Raw genomic sequence first — 14,955 nt, forward strand, 5'->3', positions numbered from 1 at the left:
AGCTATGATCGAGGTGGTCGCCCGGCGATCAATGGATGAACGTGATATCCGCGCGCGCTTCAATCGCGGAGAGGTCCGAAACGTAGTCTTGCTGCATTTTTCGGAATTGGTTTTCGGGCCATGGGGAGAACCGGTCCTGAGCGCCTTGCACCGGATACTCATGCTCCAGAGCCGCCATTCGAAACCGCCATTCCGTCGCTGAGAGCGGTTCAGCGGTCTCGGCCATGGCGCGGATTGCACTGTCGGAAGCGCTTCCCCGCACAGTAGGGTTCTGCAGCGGCTCAAACGCCTCAGCCTCGACGTCACTCAACCCTTCGAGGATGCGGGGCTCGAGGTCGCGGAAATCCTCGTAGCGCCAGATGAAGACATTCGCGTGCGGCAAGGCATCGCGGATGTCGTCGATGATCTGCAGCCATGCCCCCTGCGGTGAGGAAAAGGCGGATGCGAATTGCTCTGGGGGCGGCACGGGAGAGAAGCGGATCGCTTCGCCATAGATCGATGCCAGAAAGTCGGGATAGGACCGGATGCAGAGCCAGATATCCAAGGGGCGATCCGGCAGGAAAGTCGACAAGAGGCTGAGCCGCGATATCGCCGTCGGATAAAACGCCCCGTCGAGGAATTCACCCGTTTCGCCCAACAGGTTCTCTTCGGAAACAAGCAGTTCGTCCGAGGTGTCGAACAGGCTCGAGATCTTCGACCCAAGCTTGTCGAGGCGCGTTGGACGGCCCGAGAGTGCCTTGAGCTTTTCCGACCTGCTCGTGCCTTCGCTTTCCGCCCATGCCTGATGGAAAAGGGGCCGCACATTATTGATCGGCCAGAAAGCGACACCTTGCGAGGCAAGAAGCTTCGCGTTCAATTCGAGGCGCGCCTGGAGATAGGTTGTCGCTGTCTTGTGGGCTCCGAGATGGAGGCGAATTCGGGGCGTCGTCACATCATCCTCCGTCTTCTCACCGTTGCTTCAGGCTGCGGTCGGCAGCCGCCGCTGCGTCTGCGGCCTCCTTTGAAAGGGCCGGTCGCGGCATCTTCATACCAATGGCTTACTGAGGAACGGCCCGCGCTGTGAGGTGCAAAGCGCTGAACGGGGCGAGCGCTCTTAATGAAACCGTACGCCTGCCACACAATTGGCCAATTTTCTGGCCATCGCTAAAATAAGTCGCAGGAATTTCTTCGAATTAGGGGTAATTCCGCGATTTAGCGGAATTCTGGGAAAGCGAACGAGCTTCGCACCTGGGATTAAAGGTGATTCTGCCGCCCATAATCCTCAAATTGGATTCCTAGCGCCCGTTTTTCGTGCGGACCGCCTCCAGAATGGCGCAATTTCGCGGATCAGTGATGCGAAATTTATGCTGCAGGTGCGAAAGGGGCATTTGGTCTTGTTCGTTTCGCAAGGTTACCAAATCGTTAATCGAGGGATTTCAAACTGTCGCTCTTTCACTGGGGGGTGAAAACATGACCTTTGAAACGCGTAAGGGGCACTTCTTTGCTCCGACTACAGTCCATAGTGCTGCTTCTGCTGAACCGCTCGTTGAGCGTCCTGCAGGAGATATTGCCAAGCGTGGGCTCGACCTGCTGCTTGTGCTCGTTTTCGTGCCGTTGCTTGTTCCGCTTTTGCTCGGGGTTGCCGCGCTTGTCTGTATGACGAGTTCGGGGCCCGTGCTTTTCGGACACGTCCGCGTCGGACGGGGCGGCAAGAAGTTTCGGTGCTGGAAATTCCGGACGATGGTCGTCGATGGCGACCGGATCCTGGAAGAGCATTTCCGGCGTTTCCCCGAAGAGCGCACTATCTGGGAAGAAGAGAGAAAGCTGCATGACGACCCGAGGGTCACGCCTTTGGGGGCTGTCCTGCGCAAGCTCAGCCTCGACGAACTTCCGCAGCTGATCAATGTGCTTGTCGGCGAGATGAGCCTCGTCGGGCCGCGTCCCGTCGTTGACGAGGAGATGCGCAAATATGGCCGCTCTGGCCGTCACTATCTGCGTGTGCGTCCCGGTGTGACGGGCCTCTGGCAGATCAGCGGACGTAGCGACACTGGCTACGCGACGCGGGTGCTTCTCGATCGTCACTACGTGATGTCGTGGAACGTGCTGCTGGACATCAAGGTTCTGGTTCTCACGATCCCGGCGGTTCTGTTTGCGAGCGGGGCGAGGTAGCTGTGCCAATGTCCCGTGTCCCGTTACGGCGTTTCCTCTTTCCGTTGGCCGTGACTGCGCTGACTGCATTTCCGGCCTATGCCGAAAAGCTTGAAGCCGGTGATGTTGTCTCGCTCAATATCGTTGAGTGGCGCAGCGTCGCCGGTGAAATGGCGCAATGGGCCGCGCTGAAGGGGCCATATGAAATCTCGTCTGACGGTGCCTTGGATATCGGGTTTATCGGGAAGGTCGAGACGAAGGGGCGCGAGGCTGAGGCTGTCGCCGAGGAAATCTCGGCGCGGCTGAAGGATACGTTGGCGCTGACGGAACAGCTCGATGTTCAGCTGAGCATCACCCAGCGTGCGCCGGTGATCGTCGGCGGGCTCGCGAGAAAGCCGGGGCCGGTGGACTTCACCTCCGGGATGACTGTCCGTCACGCCCTCGCACTCGCGGGCGGGCTGACCGGCGTCTCCGGCGATGGGACGATGTCCCAATATCTTTCGATCGCGGCACAGGAGGCCCAGCTGGCGCGGCAAGAGGGCGATTTGCGTCTGCGCATCGCGCGTCTTGACGCGGAACAGGCTGGCACCAGTGATGCGAATTTTCCGACGGCTGCCTCACTCGGGCAGGATGGAGAGTTGCGCGTTGCACAAGAGCAGTCGCTTCTGAAATTGCGGCTCGACTCGGCGAAGCGCAAAAGCGAACTCGTGGACGGGCAGGTGACCCTCCTGACTCAAGAGATCGACAAGTTGCAGCAAAAATCCAAAGGCTTGGACCACCAACGGGAGTTGATTGCAGAGCAGCGCGACAAGGTTGCGCAGCTCGTTGATCGCGGCCTGAGCCCCAGTAACCGGGCAATCGAAGCCGAACAGAAGCTTGCCGCAATCCAAAGTCAGATCCTCGATGTCGACACTGCGATTTTGCGGTCTCGTCAAGCACTGGCCCGCGCCGAAAATGATCGTCTCGATCTGGGCGCCGGGCGCATCACACAGCTGCTGAACGATAAGCAGAAAGCGGAATCCGAACTTTCCGATGTGCGTGAGCGCCTCGACCTTCAACGTGGGTTGATGCGGCTGGCCGTGCCGAGCGCTATCGGCGCAGGCTTGGCAGGCGAAGAGGGCGGCCCGCAATTGCAGGTCGTCGTCACGCCTGCAGGCGGGGGGGCTGCGAAGACCGTTGCCGATTTCGACACGCGGCTTTCGCCGGGTGACCTCGTGGAGGTGACGCTTTCGCGTGACCCCAACGAGACAGCGGCCACGACGGAAGCTCCGCAAAAGCAGGCAACCGGAAGCAACGGCTGAGGCGCGTCCTGCCTATTCGCCCCGCTTTATTCGCCGCGTCGCAATCGGATCGCGTAAACCATCGCGCCGACTGTGATCACCGTGATCGGATCGAACTGGAAGAAATATGTCACTTCGACCAGCGACAGGACGAACTGACGGATCATGAAGGCCGCGAAAAAGATCGTTTCGGCGCGCACATCGCGGATCGCCCAGACAATCACGACATAGCCCGCCCAGAAGACGAGGCCCGTCTGCAGAAGTGCGAAGGGCAGGCCGAGCTCCACGGCGTTCGTGAGCAGGGTGTTGTGGAAGTGGAAACCGGATTTCGACGCGATCCCGAACTGCGCCCAGATTTCCTCCGCGACGGGCTGGCCGGGAATCCAGAACGCCTGGAAACCTGTGCCAAGAACCGGACGTTCGGCAATCTGTCTTATCGCGATCGCCCAGAGGTCGGTGCGCCCGGTGAGCGTGACGTCCTTGCCCGTCGAATGGAAGAACCACGACTCGACATGGCTGAAATTCGCCATGATGAGCAGAACTACCAGAAGCAGTAGCATCGACATCATGACGAGCAGGAAGAACCGCTTCCATGCCGAGGTTCGCGAGAGAAGCACGATCCCCACGGCGACGGCCAAAGCTCCCACGCTCGCAAGGATCGCGCCGACGGATTGCGCTTTCACGAGAAGCAGCGCGGCCAGCAGGGTCATCGCCACGCCCGAGTAGCGCAGCCATCGCGGCAGGCTGCGGTCGAAAAACAGTGGCGCCGCCGAGATGAGCAGCATCGAGGCGGTGCTCGCCATTGCGTTCTTGCTGTGGAATATCCCGAGGAAGCCCAGCCCATCCGCGCGCTCGCGCCCCAGCACCGCACTGATGACGTTGACCGCGGCGAAAGAGTAGAAAACGGCCTTGTAGTAGTTGAGCGGGGACAGGCGCCGCGCAATCAGGATGGCGACCATGAAGGTAAATGTCAGAAGGATGCCGTATCGAAGGCTGAGAGCTGGCGCATCCGACCAGAGCACCGAAAGCACGGTCCAGCCGGGCAGAGCGAGAAGCCACCACATATCGACGATCTCATCGCGCGAACGCCATGGTTGCCGAAGGATCAGGAAACACCCGACGATCAGAAAGCCAAGCGCGCCCAGCGTCCCAATCTTCGGCGTGATGTGCAGGATGAACAGCGCCAATGTCGCGAAGAGCGCCGTCGGGCTGATCACGATCTCATTTCGATACGGATAACCGCCATGTGCAGTCTGGGCCGTCATGGTTCCTTGCACAGCATCGATTCAGGGAATTGGCATGTCTCGCCGAGCGGCGTGTAGCCGACCCAGTCGATCGTGTAGCGCAACGGACCGTCGGGTTTTTCGTAGCGCCCCATCCATTCGCTTAGCGTCTGTGTGCTCCAGAAGGACAGATAGATTTTCTGGGCCGAGCTGGGCACGTCCGATGTGACCTTCAGGATTTCCTTGCCGTCGGCATACCATGTGATCGCGTCCGGCTCCCAGCGGAAGGCAAGCGTCTGGAACCCTTCGGTCGTCGGCTTCGGCAAGGGGAATGCCCCGCCGCCCATCGGTTCTCCCGAGAGATATCGGTTGAGCGAGACTTTCGAGGGGTCCTTGGTGAGGATTTCGATGTCGATCTCGTCATGGGGCATGTCGTGGACCGGCCCGATATAGGTGAAGAAAGAGGCGTTGAGCCCCGAATTCTTAGGCGTGTTCAGCCGCACCTCGTAGGTGCCGTAGCTGTATCTCGCGCGGGTCTGAATTTCGGCGCACAGGTTGGTCTTGTCCGGTCCCGCTTCGGGCAGGAAGAACATGACCAGTTTGCTTTTCTCGAGCTTGAGGGCACGCCGCGCCCAGGTGCAGCTCTGGTGGTCGCCGTTGGTCCAGCCATCGGAGATATACCATCGCTTCTTGTTGAAGCTGTCGAAACTGTCGAAGAAGGCACCGCCCAGAGGTTTCTCCGCGCGGGCGAGGCTCGGTGCCAAAATGGCGAGAGCGACGAGACAAGAAAGGATGCGTAAGATCGACATGCAGCCTTTGTACCGCGCCCCGCAGTCGAATCGCTCGGGCTTTGGTGGCACATGCAGGAGGCCTCGGGCATAGCTGTCTTAAAGCGATGGATTTTTTGGCGTTTCGCTTTCTGTGGCTCGCAAATGCAGCGTGATGCAGACCTGACTTCGGCAGCTTTCTTGTCAGGCGCGCGTGCAGCCGACTCGGCAGCACGCATGGGCTAGCGTGTCTTCATCACTGGTGGAGACTGTATTGGCGGAGCGCATCACGGTTATCATGGCGAACTGGTGCGGCGCGTCCTATCTCGCGACTGCAATCGCATCGCTACGCCGCCAAACCGTATCGGACTGGCGGCTGATCATCTCCGATGACGGATCGGATGATGACAGCGTGGCCATTGCACAGGATTTCGCGCGGCAGGATCCGCGCATCGACGTGCTGACAGCTGATACGTCTTCCGGCCCGGCAACCGCACGCAATCGCGTGCTCGAGCGGGCCAAAGGCGAGTGGGTCGCCATTCTCGACAGTGACGACCTTATGCATCCAGAGCGGCTGGAGCGGATGCTGGAAGGGGCGGACGCGCTGGGCGCGGATGTTATTGCGGATGACATGGTGTTTTTCGGGACTGTCCCGGGATCGGGGGGGCGTACTTTGCTCGAACCGATGTCCTTGGTGGCGCCGCTCGAGATTACGGCGAAGCTGTGGGTCGAGGCCGCCGCGCCGGAGACCGAGCTCCCGCCGCTTGGGTATCTCAAGCCGATGATCCGTCGTTCGATCCTCGGCGATCTGCGCTACGATCCTGACCTGCGGATCGGTGAGGATTTCGATTTCGTCCTGCGTCTCTTGCTGAAGGGGGCGAAGTTCTACGCTTTGCCCGACCCGATGTATCTGTACCGTCGACACAATGCCTCTATTTCACATAGGCTTTCGCCTGCCGCGATCGGCGCAATGGTCCGCGCTCAGCAGCGGTTGTCGAAAGGGCTGGATCCAGCCGTTGCCGCGCAGTTGGCCGCGCGCCATCGCGGATTGCAGAAGATGGCAGACTTCGAAGCGCTCGTGGCCAACCTGAAAGCCCGGCAGTTCGCGGCGGCAGCGATAAAAATCGCGCGGCGTCCGACTCTGGCGCAGGACGTTCTCCGAAGTCTCGCCGAGAGACGCAAAGGCAAAGACGCGACCGGCCCTGAGCGCCGTCCGGTTCGGGTCTCTCTCGGGGCCGAGGAAGGGGCTGACGTGCTGGCCGATGAAATCCCAAACGCATCCGTCGCGGAGAAAATGCATGTCAGCGTACCGAAGCCGGTCGCGCCCGGTGCGCTGTGGTCCTCGCCACCCGCGAAAATGGCCGCGAAGTTGAGCGCCCTTTCCGAAGCGAATGACGTCATTCCGGAGGCTCTGGATGGGGCAGGGGCCTGGGCGCGTTGGCTGTTGCCGCAATGGGCGCAGGAGCAGGCATAGGCGGCAGGCAGCGCTCTCTAGTCTTCGGGTCGAAGCAAGAGGCGGAGCGTATTCGTCGCCGGCGCGGCGGGTTGTTTTTGGGCACGTAATTTGTCCCGCAGAATACCCGACGCGATCGGCATGAAGTTCCTCGGCGGCCTGATCGAGAACTCGAAGGCCGCCCCGAGACCGTCCTGCGCCTTGATGTCGAGAAAGCGCCGCAGCAGGTAGCGATCGCGGATCTGGTCGTGATGCCGACGCATGGCGGAATTCGCGGCGCGGGGCACCGATTGGTCGTCGAGATGTGCAGAGGCCGCTGTCATCAGCGCGCCGAGATCCTTCGTCCCGTGCCGACCCGAGAGCGAATTTTCCCGCACGCGTGCAGCGTATCCGCATTCATTGGTGACAAGAAATTTCGCGCCGCGCGCAAGCATGCGGACATAGAAGTCGAAGTCCTCGCCCAGCCGCAGGCTTTCGTCATAGCGCAGAGCATGTCGGTCCAGAAAGGCGCGCGACATGAGCGGCTTGAGAAACCCAAGCTCGCCCCGCGTCTCGCCGCGTTTGCCCATATTCCCTTCAACGAACCCAGCCAGATCGAGTTCGAAAACCCGCGTCTCACTGTCGGGAAGCCGGGTAGGGTCGAAGGCCTGCGCCATATCGGCGGGCACGAAGGCGATATTGTCCGCGATCAGATCCCAGCCTTCATAGGCGAGAAGGCGCGAGAAGCGGCCGGGGAGCAGAAAGTCATCTGCATCGAGCACTGCCAGAAACGGGGACCGGGAGGCGGCGATTGCACGGTTACGACCCGCGGCCGGTCCCTGATTGCTGTCGTTTCGAAGAACGATCAGGCGCGCGTCACCCGCCGCGGCGTCCTGCGCGGCCTCTGCACTTCGGTCCGTGGAGGCATCATCGACCACGACAACTTCGGCGACCTCTGGCTGTTCGAGTGCGGACCGGACCGCATCGCCGATCGTGTCTTCGGCGTTATAAGCAGTGATTACGACGCAAATCTCTGGGGTCATCGCTTGGTTTCTCCCACTTCGCCGACGGGCTTTCGTGTGCGCGCGATCACGTTAAGGAAGGCGTTCGAGAGGAAGGCCCGATTGCTTTCGCGCACCAGACGCCACAGGTCGCGCCCGCAGAGGCTGGCCAGAATTTCGCGCCGTCTGGGAAAGCTCAGCCCTTGCTTCCAAGGCTGAAAGACCATGTCGCGAACGGTTTCCGCAGAACGGTCGGCAAGCAGTTCGTGCGATCGCGGCGGGAGGCCGTCTTGCCCGATGCTGGTCGTTGCGAGGGCCATGGCGAAATCCAGCGTTTCCGAAAGACCCGTCTCTCGGGCGAGTTGTTCGAGCTGATCCCGCTCGGCCAACTCGAGACTCTCGAATGCCTTGATCATGTCGAGGGCCACAGAGCCCGCAGGTTCATGCGAAAGAAAGGCTTTGCAGAGCGTGATTGCGGCGATCAAACACATGTCTGGCGGGGACGGCACCGGCAGTGTGCTGTTCGCGACCGACTGCCTCACCGCCCGATGCAGGAAGCCCACCAAGTTCCGAGGGCGCGGCAAGCCGGGCTGTTGGACGCTATGGTGCAAGTCCACGAAGATGGGTTGGTCGGGCGCTTCGAAATGGCGTTCGCCGAGGAAATGCACCCACCAGCTGCCGAGTTCGGCTTCGGTGGGCTTGAACCCAGCCTCTTCGAGGATCTTTCCCGCCGCGATCCGGTCCTTGGGCGCGACCAGTATGTCGACATCCCCGGACGGCTTGAAAAGGGGCGTGCCGTAGAGCCGGATTTGCTGCAACGGGCCTTTCAGGTGAAGGTGCGGAATCTGGCCGGCATCGAGCGCTTCGGTGATCTCGGCGGCGAGCTTCAATCCGCGATTATTCGAAAGCATTCCGCGCATGCGTCCGAAGTTGAGTTCAGCGTTCACCTGTTCGGCTGCGTCGCCTTGGAGGTCTGGCCACCCGGGGTGCATCAACAGCTTGTTCACGCGCGCGATTTCAAAGAGAAGGCGAGGGTCGGTGCTGGTCGGCGGCGCTTGACCGGATGCCATCTTCCTGAGAATTTCGACCTGTGTCGAACAGTCGCGCCGCTTCACGTAAGTGAGCTCTTTCTCCGGAAAGCTCACGCGCCTACCTTCACGAAATCGCGAATCGAATCCATCGAGAGATCAACCCCAGGTTGAATTGCGCGACTTTTTAATTCCCCCAAGGTTGCAATTTTAAATGTCCAGCTTTCTGGCGAAATTTTAACGCGCTCATTTCTTGAGCGGGTTTTCGGACAGGATGCTCGCATATTGGACCCCCTGAAATCGGCCGCGGGAATATTGCCTTGATTTTGCCTGTTATTTTCGCAGCGAACTGAAGCTGTGACGCTCCGAATGGACTAAGGTTTGACTCAAGTGGAGCCTGATTAAAGACTTTAGGAGGCGCAAGCCAAAATGAGTACGTAACGTCAAAAGGGGGTATCTACTGATGAAAACGTATACTCGTCCGCAGCTTCAAAAGCACGGCAAGCTCGAAGACCTGACCCACGGTGCAGGTAGCACCACGATCGCCGACCAGGTGCTGCCGCCCGGTACGGATATTGCGGGTCTTACCTTCTCGTAATTCGTAAAAAATGAGAAGGACAGGGGCGTGGTCTCGCCTCTGTCCACTCTATGCAACGTGGCTCTCAAGGTGTGGGTGGGAAGTCTATGAATGCAATGTCCCAATATCGGGTTCGTTCCGAATGTGTTGCTTGTCCTTATGGTGACGGCGTCGCGATTTTGGATTTAAATTCCAATGCCTATTTCAGTCTGGATTCCATCGGCGCCATCGTCTGGAATCTATTGGGCGACGAAAAGAGCGTCGAAGAAATTATCGATACGATTTCGGGCGCTTATTCTGTTCCGCGCGACACCGTTGCCGAGGATGTCTCGGTGCTCCTGAGCGACCTTCACGAAAACGGTCTCGTCGAGGCTTCTTGAAATGCGTTGGAGGCGGCCGATCCTTCACGACGCTCGACTGTTGTTCGAGGCGCTCGTGACAGTCGTGCGTGTGCGTGTCGATCTGTGGCGCCACCGCCATGATGCATTGCGCAAGATCGTGGTGTCCAATGCCGCGCGTTTTCCGGAGCCGAAAGCCGCCGACCGCGGCACTCTCGCTGAAATTTCATGGGCCGTGGCGGCTGCTGCGCGTCTCGTCCCGCAAGCGACCTGCTTGACCCAGGCCACGTCGGGGCAGCTCTTGCTCGCACGTCGCGGGATCGACTCCACCGTACGCCTGTCGCTGCCGATGGGCGGGGAAGAGTTTCGTCCGCATGCCTGGTTGATGTCCGACAATATTATCGTACTGGGTGGAACGCGCGCAGAATTCGCGCGCCATACGCTGTTGAAGAATATGACGGCATTTGCGCAAGGCGAGGCGCGCCCATGAGCCGGCCCGCACTGCATTGCGCAATTGGCGGTTTCGCTGATCCCGCCAAGCTTGCAGCCGTTCCCGAGCTGCGGAACGCCGTGGTTGAGGCATCCGCGCGGTCTTCGGTTCTCATGTCGGGGCCGCAGACGACGCGCAGCGCAACCGGTGCGCTTGTCGCGGCCGATCTGGACCTGACCCACCTGCGCGACACGGCGCGGCGTCTGGCGATGCCGCCGAACAGCTCGGCCATCGAACTTGTTGCCGCAGCCTATGATCGCTTCGACGACGAGCTCGGCCATGTGCTCGAGGGGGCTTTCGCGATCGCAATCTGGGATCCGAAGCGCGCAACCCTTGTTGTCGTCCGGGATAGGTTTGGTCTCAAGCCGGTGGTCTACCGGGCTAATGCGCGCGGGCTTGCGTTGGCGAGCGATCCCGAAGCTGTCATCGCGATGACCGGGGAACGCCCGGAGCATGACGTCCTCTGGATCACCGAACATCTCTCGGGGCAGCTGACCAATCAGACGCGCACGGCTTGGAAAGATATCGTCCGCTTGCCTCCGGGAAAGCTGATGCACTATCGCGATGGCATGCTGTCACCACCGCGCACGTGGTGGAGCCTCGAGCCCCGCGAGTTGAGCGCGGTCGAGCAAACTGACGAGGCCTTGCGAGATGCGCTCTCGGACGCCACCGGCGAGGCAATGAGCGGAGGCTCCGCCGCCGCGATGCTAAGTGGGGGGCTGGATTCAAGTTCGCTGGCGATCCTTGCATCGCGATTGTCGTCAGAGCCTTTCCCGACCTACTCGCTGCGGTTTCCCTCTGCGCCTGAACTCGATGAGGGCGAATATATCGTTTCCGTTCTGGAGGCCGGAAACTTCCGGCCCACGATGCTGAATGGCGGCGTTGGAACGGCGCTCGATCCAACGCTTTCGGACCTTTTCCTGACGAACCAGCAACAGCCGTTTCCGGGTTTTGGCATGGTGACGACGCATACGATCTGTTCCGCAGCGCGGGCGGATGGGCATGCCGTTTTGATCGACGGGCATGGCGGCGATGAAGTCATCGGAGGCGCGTCCTTTTCCTATCTCAACGAACTCGCCCGGTCCGGTGAGTGGGCGAAGCTTTGGACGTTGCTGCGCAAGCTGCATGGGTTTGCGGGTGGCCGTGGCGCGGTCGCGTCCTTCGTGATGGCCTATGCGCGCCACGGCGGAAACCGAAGCGCCGCGAAATTGGCGGGTCGGTTGCAGCGTCGGCTTTTCAGCTCGAGCGATCCGGCCCAACCGGATTGGTTCAGCATCGTCGCGCCGGAGCTGGTTTCGCGTTTGGATCTGCGCGCGCGTTCCGAAGCCGCGAGCACCGCACTCTATTCGGATATGCCGTTTGGCTTTGCGACGCATGCGCGCGCGCTCGCCGGGGATCTGACGCCGAGCGCGTTCGAGCTGCTTGATCGAGCCACGCGCCCCATGGGGCTGCAGTTGCGGTTTCCGTTCTACGACCGGCGCGTCGTCGAGCTTTGCGTAAACCGATCCGATGTGGACAAGATCAAGAACGGACAGCCGCGCGCGCTGATGCGCGATGCGATGAAAGGCATCCTGCCGGAGCATGTCCGATTGAGATCGACGAAGGTCGATTTCACCGCCAACAATCGCCGCGCGATGCGCGAGGACCCGCAGGGACAGTTGCGGCGGTATATCGACAACCCGCCCGAACGACTTGAGCCATACGTCAATATTGCGCGTCTTCAGGAGACTGCGCGGGCGCTTTTCGACTCCTCCGCCGATGCCGGTGGATTGGAGGTCATGCAGCTCTGGCGCGCTGCTTGGCTCGACATGTGGCTCGAGCGGGAAGAACGCGCCCGCCAACCGATTGCATCTGGAATAGAACCGATAAGGGAGGTCCACGCGTGACCGAACTCGAACATATTGAAGCCGCGCAGGGGCTCGGCGCCCCCGCATATTCCTACAGCACATATGGCATGCAGGTTGTTTCCGATATTGAACTCCCGGAACTGGCCTCTGTCGTGCCCGGCTCGGTTGCAGAACCGCGCAGCTTGCGCATTCGCCGCGCGCCGGTGGAACTGCCCGAAAACGCCAGATCTATGCCGACCTGGTACGAGTTCGGGGCCACGGAAACACGGTTCTACTGGCAAACGGTCGGGGCCTTCTCCGTCAATCTCGACGGTACGGAAATTCTCTGCGAGCCCGCGGAGAGTGTCAGCGACGACCTCATCGCGTTTCCGCTGCTCGGTCCGATCCTGTTCGAGTCGCTCCGGCGTCAGGGGCATTTCGTCCTGCATGCGAGTGCGGTCGCCCTCGGGGGGCAGGCCGTCGTTCTGATGGCGGATAAGGGCACGGGAAAGTCGACCTCCGCGGCGGCATTGCTGAATGCCGGGGGCAAGCTCCTTGCAGATGACCTTGTCGCCTTTACGCCGGATGGGGAGGTTCTGTCGGGCTTCGGTCAGGTGAAGCTGTCCGACGCGGCCCTTGAGGCGCACCGGCCGCAGAAGTCCGTCGCCCGGGGCGATGTGCATGCGGCAATCGACAAGAAGCGGGTGCAGCTTCCTCGCGATGCGACGGCAGAATATGCGGCTCCCGCCGTGCGTCTCTATATTCTCGAACGCGGAGAGGGCGAGATGGCTTCCACAGCCGACGTGGCCGCCAACCAGTCGCTTCCCGCGATCCTGCGGTTCTCCTACGGGGTTCGCTTCGGAGAGAACCTGCTGTCGGGAGAGCCGGCCAATCGCCATTTCCGGGACGCCGTTTCGCTTGCCGGGCGGGTGAAGGTCCGCATCCTGCGCCTTCCCGCAACGCTTGACGCCATGACGACCCTCGCGGATGCCATTCGCGCCGATCTGAATTCGGATCGCGCAATGACCGGAGACGAGGATTGAGCGACGTTCTCTCCGCCAGAACGTCTCTGAGCGAGGCGCGCAACCTCTTTACGACGATGCGTCGTGCGGCGGGCAACAAGCTCTATATTGCCTTGGGCATGCTGATGCTGAGTAGCCTCAGCGAGGGCATTTCCGTCCTTCTGCTTCTGCCCATCCTGAGCCTCGTGTCCCGGTCGGAGGAAGGCGCGCCGATCATCGAGATCACTGAGCGCGAATTCATGGGCGTGACGCTTCCCGCCTTCACGCTCCCGCTCGCCGTGCTGCTCTCGATGCTCGTCTGCTTTCTCATTCTGCAGGCTTTGTTCAATCGGATGCGCACGGTCTATGTCACCGACATCCAGCTGAGGTTCTCCGCGATCTTGCGGCATGGTTTGTTTTCCGCCATCGCCGAGAGCCGGTGGGATCATCTGGTCCGCCAGCGCAACGCCGATCTGGAACATGCGCTGGTCGGCGAGGTGGAGCGGGTTCGGATGGCATCGATGTTGTTGATGTCGCTTATCCAGGGCTCTGCATCGCTTGTGCTCTACATTGCGCTGGGGCTGATGATTTCGGTGCCGATGACGGTGTTGTCCGCCGTGTTCGGCGTCGTCGCCTTTCTCGCGCTCAGGCCTTACCGGAAAATGTCTGCGGAATACGGAGTGAAGCTGCAGGGGCTACGGCGCGATCAGTTTCGTGCGGTCTCGGGCTTCCTGTCGGGGCTCAAGACGGCCAAAGCCATGAACCTCGAGGAGGCGGAAATCGCGGGGTTCGACGCGATCCTTGATATGGAACGGACGGACACGCGCGAATTCGCGCGGCGCACCGCGACCGGCTCAGGGATTTTCCAGATCGCCCAAGCGATCGGTGCGGTGATCTTCATTTACCTGTCGCTCGTGCAGCTCGGCCTCGCGATTTCCGAGATTGTCGTTTTGCTGCTCGTGATGATGCGGCTGGCCCCGCGGTTCATGACGCTTCAGCAGCAGGCGCAGATGTTTTTGGTGAATTTGCCGGGGTGGCAGCATATCCGAAACATCCAAGGTGAGATGATCCGCCAGCGCGATGTTGCAGCGGGATTGCCGATCGCGACGCGCGCGCCATGGCACGAGATCCAGTTGGAAAGCGTGTCCTATCGTCACGGCGAAGACCTGCCGCGTGCCTTGGAAGATGTCAGCCTTTCCGTTCGCGCGGGCGAGGTGACGGCGCTGATCGGGCCGTCGGGCTCCGGGAAATCGACCATCGCGGATCTGATTTGCGGCCTCATTCGGCCCGAGACCGGCAAGATCCTCATCGACGGTCAAGACCTCGATCCGATGGATATCCGGAGTTGGCGGCACCGGATTTCCTACGTCACGCAGGACACCTATCTGCCACCGATGACGGTGCGCGAAGCTTTGCAGGTTGGCGCGCCGGATGCGGATCAGAAGGACATGGAGGCGGCCCTCCGCGTCGCGTCTGCAGAGTTCGTCTTCTCGCTTCCCGCGCAGCTCGACACTCTGCTGGGGGAGCGTGGCGTGCTGTTGTCAGGCGGTGAACGCCAGCGGATCGCGCTGGCACGCGCTTTGTTGAGAAAGCCCGAGCTGCTGATCCTCGACGAGGCGACGAGCGCGCTCGACTGGCAAAGTCAGAACCGTATCGTGGCGAACCTTGCGAAGATCGAAACCCCGATGGCGATCCTCACGATCGCGCATCGCTATTCGATGGTCGAATTCGCGGATATGGTCTTCGCGTTGGAAGAGGGTCGGATCGTCGAGAGCGGTGCGCCTGCGATCCTGCGCACCAGGCCTGACGCAAGGTTCATGAAAATGCGTGACGCCGAACGCAGCACGAGCCGCGCGGTGTGACAT

General features: G+C 60.9%; 14 protein-coding genes. 9 read left to right on the plus strand and 5 right to left on the minus strand.

The window, feature by feature from the left end; translation table 11 throughout:
• Nucleotides 1-28: 28 nt before the first annotated feature.
• The gene (locus BMI89_RS04235) at nucleotides 29-802 is read right to left on the minus strand and encodes a hypothetical protein (RefSeq protein WP_143593811.1); all 774 of its coding nucleotides are present in this window, start codon (nucleotides 800-802) and stop codon (nucleotides 29-31) included.
• Nucleotides 803-1,587: 785 nt separating this feature from the next.
• Between BMI89_RS04235 and BMI89_RS04240 the strand changes: the two genes are divergently transcribed.
• Nucleotides 1,588-2,148, plus strand: a complete 561-nt coding sequence (locus tag BMI89_RS04240) for a sugar transferase (RefSeq protein WP_246831972.1) — start codon at nucleotides 1,588-1,590, stop codon at nucleotides 2,146-2,148.
• Nucleotides 2,073-3,428 (plus strand): polysaccharide biosynthesis/export family protein, encoded by a 1,356-nt coding sequence (locus BMI89_RS04245; protein ID WP_143593812.1) that lies wholly within the window; start codon nucleotides 2,073-2,075, stop codon nucleotides 3,426-3,428. The genes BMI89_RS04240 and BMI89_RS04245 overlap by 76 nt, the downstream gene beginning before the upstream one ends.
• A 26-nt stretch (nucleotides 3,429-3,454) precedes the next feature.
• Here the strand turns inward: BMI89_RS04245 and BMI89_RS04250 are convergent, their stop codons facing one another.
• Together BMI89_RS04250 and BMI89_RS04255 are read right to left on the minus strand one after the other, a co-directional pair.
• Nucleotides 3,455-4,672, minus strand: a complete 1,218-nt coding sequence (locus BMI89_RS04250; protein WP_078569958.1) for an O-antigen ligase family protein — start codon at nucleotides 4,670-4,672, stop codon at nucleotides 3,455-3,457.
• On the minus strand, nucleotides 4,669-5,439 hold the full coding sequence (locus tag BMI89_RS04255) for a family 16 glycosylhydrolase (RefSeq protein WP_078569959.1): 771 nt from the start codon (nucleotides 5,437-5,439) through the stop codon (nucleotides 4,669-4,671). Before BMI89_RS04255 ends, BMI89_RS04250 begins: the two co-directional genes overlap by 4 nt.
• 232 nt (nucleotides 5,440-5,671) lie before the next feature.
• Here BMI89_RS04255 and BMI89_RS04260 point away from each other — a divergent pair, with 232 nt between their 5' ends.
• Nucleotides 5,672-6,871 carry a glycosyltransferase gene (locus BMI89_RS04260; RefSeq protein WP_078569960.1) on the plus strand — a complete coding sequence of 400 codons (1,200 nt, stop codon included), beginning with the start codon at nucleotides 5,672-5,674 and terminating at the stop codon, nucleotides 6,869-6,871.
• A gap of 17 nt (nucleotides 6,872-6,888) precedes the next feature.
• Here BMI89_RS04260 and BMI89_RS04265 read toward each other — a convergent pair whose 3' ends face one another.
• Complete coding sequence (locus BMI89_RS04265; protein WP_078569961.1) at nucleotides 6,889-7,872, minus strand: glycosyltransferase family 2 protein; 984 nt, start codon at nucleotides 7,870-7,872, stop codon at nucleotides 6,889-6,891.
• Nucleotides 7,869-8,975: a nucleotidyltransferase family protein gene (locus BMI89_RS04270; protein WP_143593813.1), complete on the minus strand. Its 1,107-nt coding sequence runs from the start codon at nucleotides 8,973-8,975 to the stop codon at nucleotides 7,869-7,871. Before BMI89_RS04270 ends, BMI89_RS04265 begins: the two co-directional genes overlap by 4 nt.
• 346 nt (nucleotides 8,976-9,321) lie before the next feature.
• Between BMI89_RS04270 and BMI89_RS21210 the strand changes: the two genes are divergently transcribed.
• The 6 genes from BMI89_RS21210 (at nucleotide 9,322) to BMI89_RS04295 (ending at nucleotide 14,952) form a co-directional block, all read left to right on the plus strand.
• Nucleotides 9,322-9,456: a hypothetical protein gene (locus BMI89_RS21210; protein WP_256365664.1), complete on the plus strand. Its 135-nt coding sequence runs from the start codon at nucleotides 9,322-9,324 to the stop codon at nucleotides 9,454-9,456.
• Between the two features lie 86 nt (nucleotides 9,457-9,542).
• Nucleotides 9,543-9,815, plus strand: coding sequence for a PqqD family protein (locus BMI89_RS04275; RefSeq protein ID WP_078600194.1), 273 nt, complete (start codon nucleotides 9,543-9,545; stop codon nucleotides 9,813-9,815).
• A gap of 40 nt (nucleotides 9,816-9,855) precedes the next feature.
• Nucleotides 9,856-10,263 carry a lasso peptide biosynthesis B2 protein gene (locus tag BMI89_RS04280; protein ID WP_198453201.1) on the plus strand — a complete coding sequence of 136 codons (408 nt, stop codon included), beginning with the start codon at nucleotides 9,856-9,858 and terminating at the stop codon, nucleotides 10,261-10,263.
• Nucleotides 10,260-12,149, plus strand: a complete 1,890-nt coding sequence (locus tag BMI89_RS04285; RefSeq protein ID WP_078569965.1) for an asparagine synthase-related protein — start codon at nucleotides 10,260-10,262, stop codon at nucleotides 12,147-12,149. The genes BMI89_RS04280 and BMI89_RS04285 overlap by 4 nt, the downstream gene beginning before the upstream one ends.
• A complete protein-coding gene (locus BMI89_RS04290; RefSeq protein ID WP_078569966.1) occupies nucleotides 12,146-13,132 on the plus strand; it encodes a hypothetical protein in 987 nt (328 codons plus the stop codon). Before BMI89_RS04285 ends, BMI89_RS04290 begins: the two co-directional genes overlap by 4 nt.
• Nucleotides 13,129-14,952, plus strand: a complete 1,824-nt coding sequence (locus tag BMI89_RS04295; protein ID WP_078569967.1) for an ABC transporter ATP-binding protein — start codon at nucleotides 13,129-13,131, stop codon at nucleotides 14,950-14,952. The genes BMI89_RS04290 and BMI89_RS04295 overlap by 4 nt, the downstream gene beginning before the upstream one ends.
• The last annotated feature ends 3 nt before the right edge of the window (nucleotides 14,953-14,955 follow it).

Source organism: Thioclava sp. F36-7 (assembly GCF_002020075.1).
GTDB classification, from domain to species: Bacteria; Pseudomonadota; Alphaproteobacteria; order Rhodobacterales; family Rhodobacteraceae; genus Thioclava; species Thioclava sediminum.

Bases quoted from the DNA above. Each gene is read 5' to 3' on its own strand.
- BMI89_RS04250 (WP_078569958.1), bottom strand. From the start codon at position 4,672: ATGACGGCCCAGACTGCACATGGCGGTTATCCGTATCGAAATGAGATC.
- BMI89_RS04255 (WP_078569959.1), bottom strand. From the start codon at position 5,439: ATGTCGATCTTACGCATCCTTTCTTGTCTCGTCGCTCTCGCCATTTTG.
- BMI89_RS04265 (WP_078569961.1), bottom strand. From the start codon at position 7,872: ATGACCCCAGAGATTTGCGTCGTAATCACTGCTTATAACGCCGAAGAC.
- BMI89_RS21210 (WP_256365664.1), top strand. From the start codon at position 9,322: ATGAAAACGTATACTCGTCCGCAGCTTCAAAAGCACGGCAAGCTCGAA.
- BMI89_RS04275 (WP_078600194.1), top strand. From the start codon at position 9,543: ATGAATGCAATGTCCCAATATCGGGTTCGTTCCGAATGTGTTGCTTGT.
- BMI89_RS04285 (WP_078569965.1), top strand. From the start codon at position 10,260: ATGAGCCGGCCCGCACTGCATTGCGCAATTGGCGGTTTCGCTGATCCC.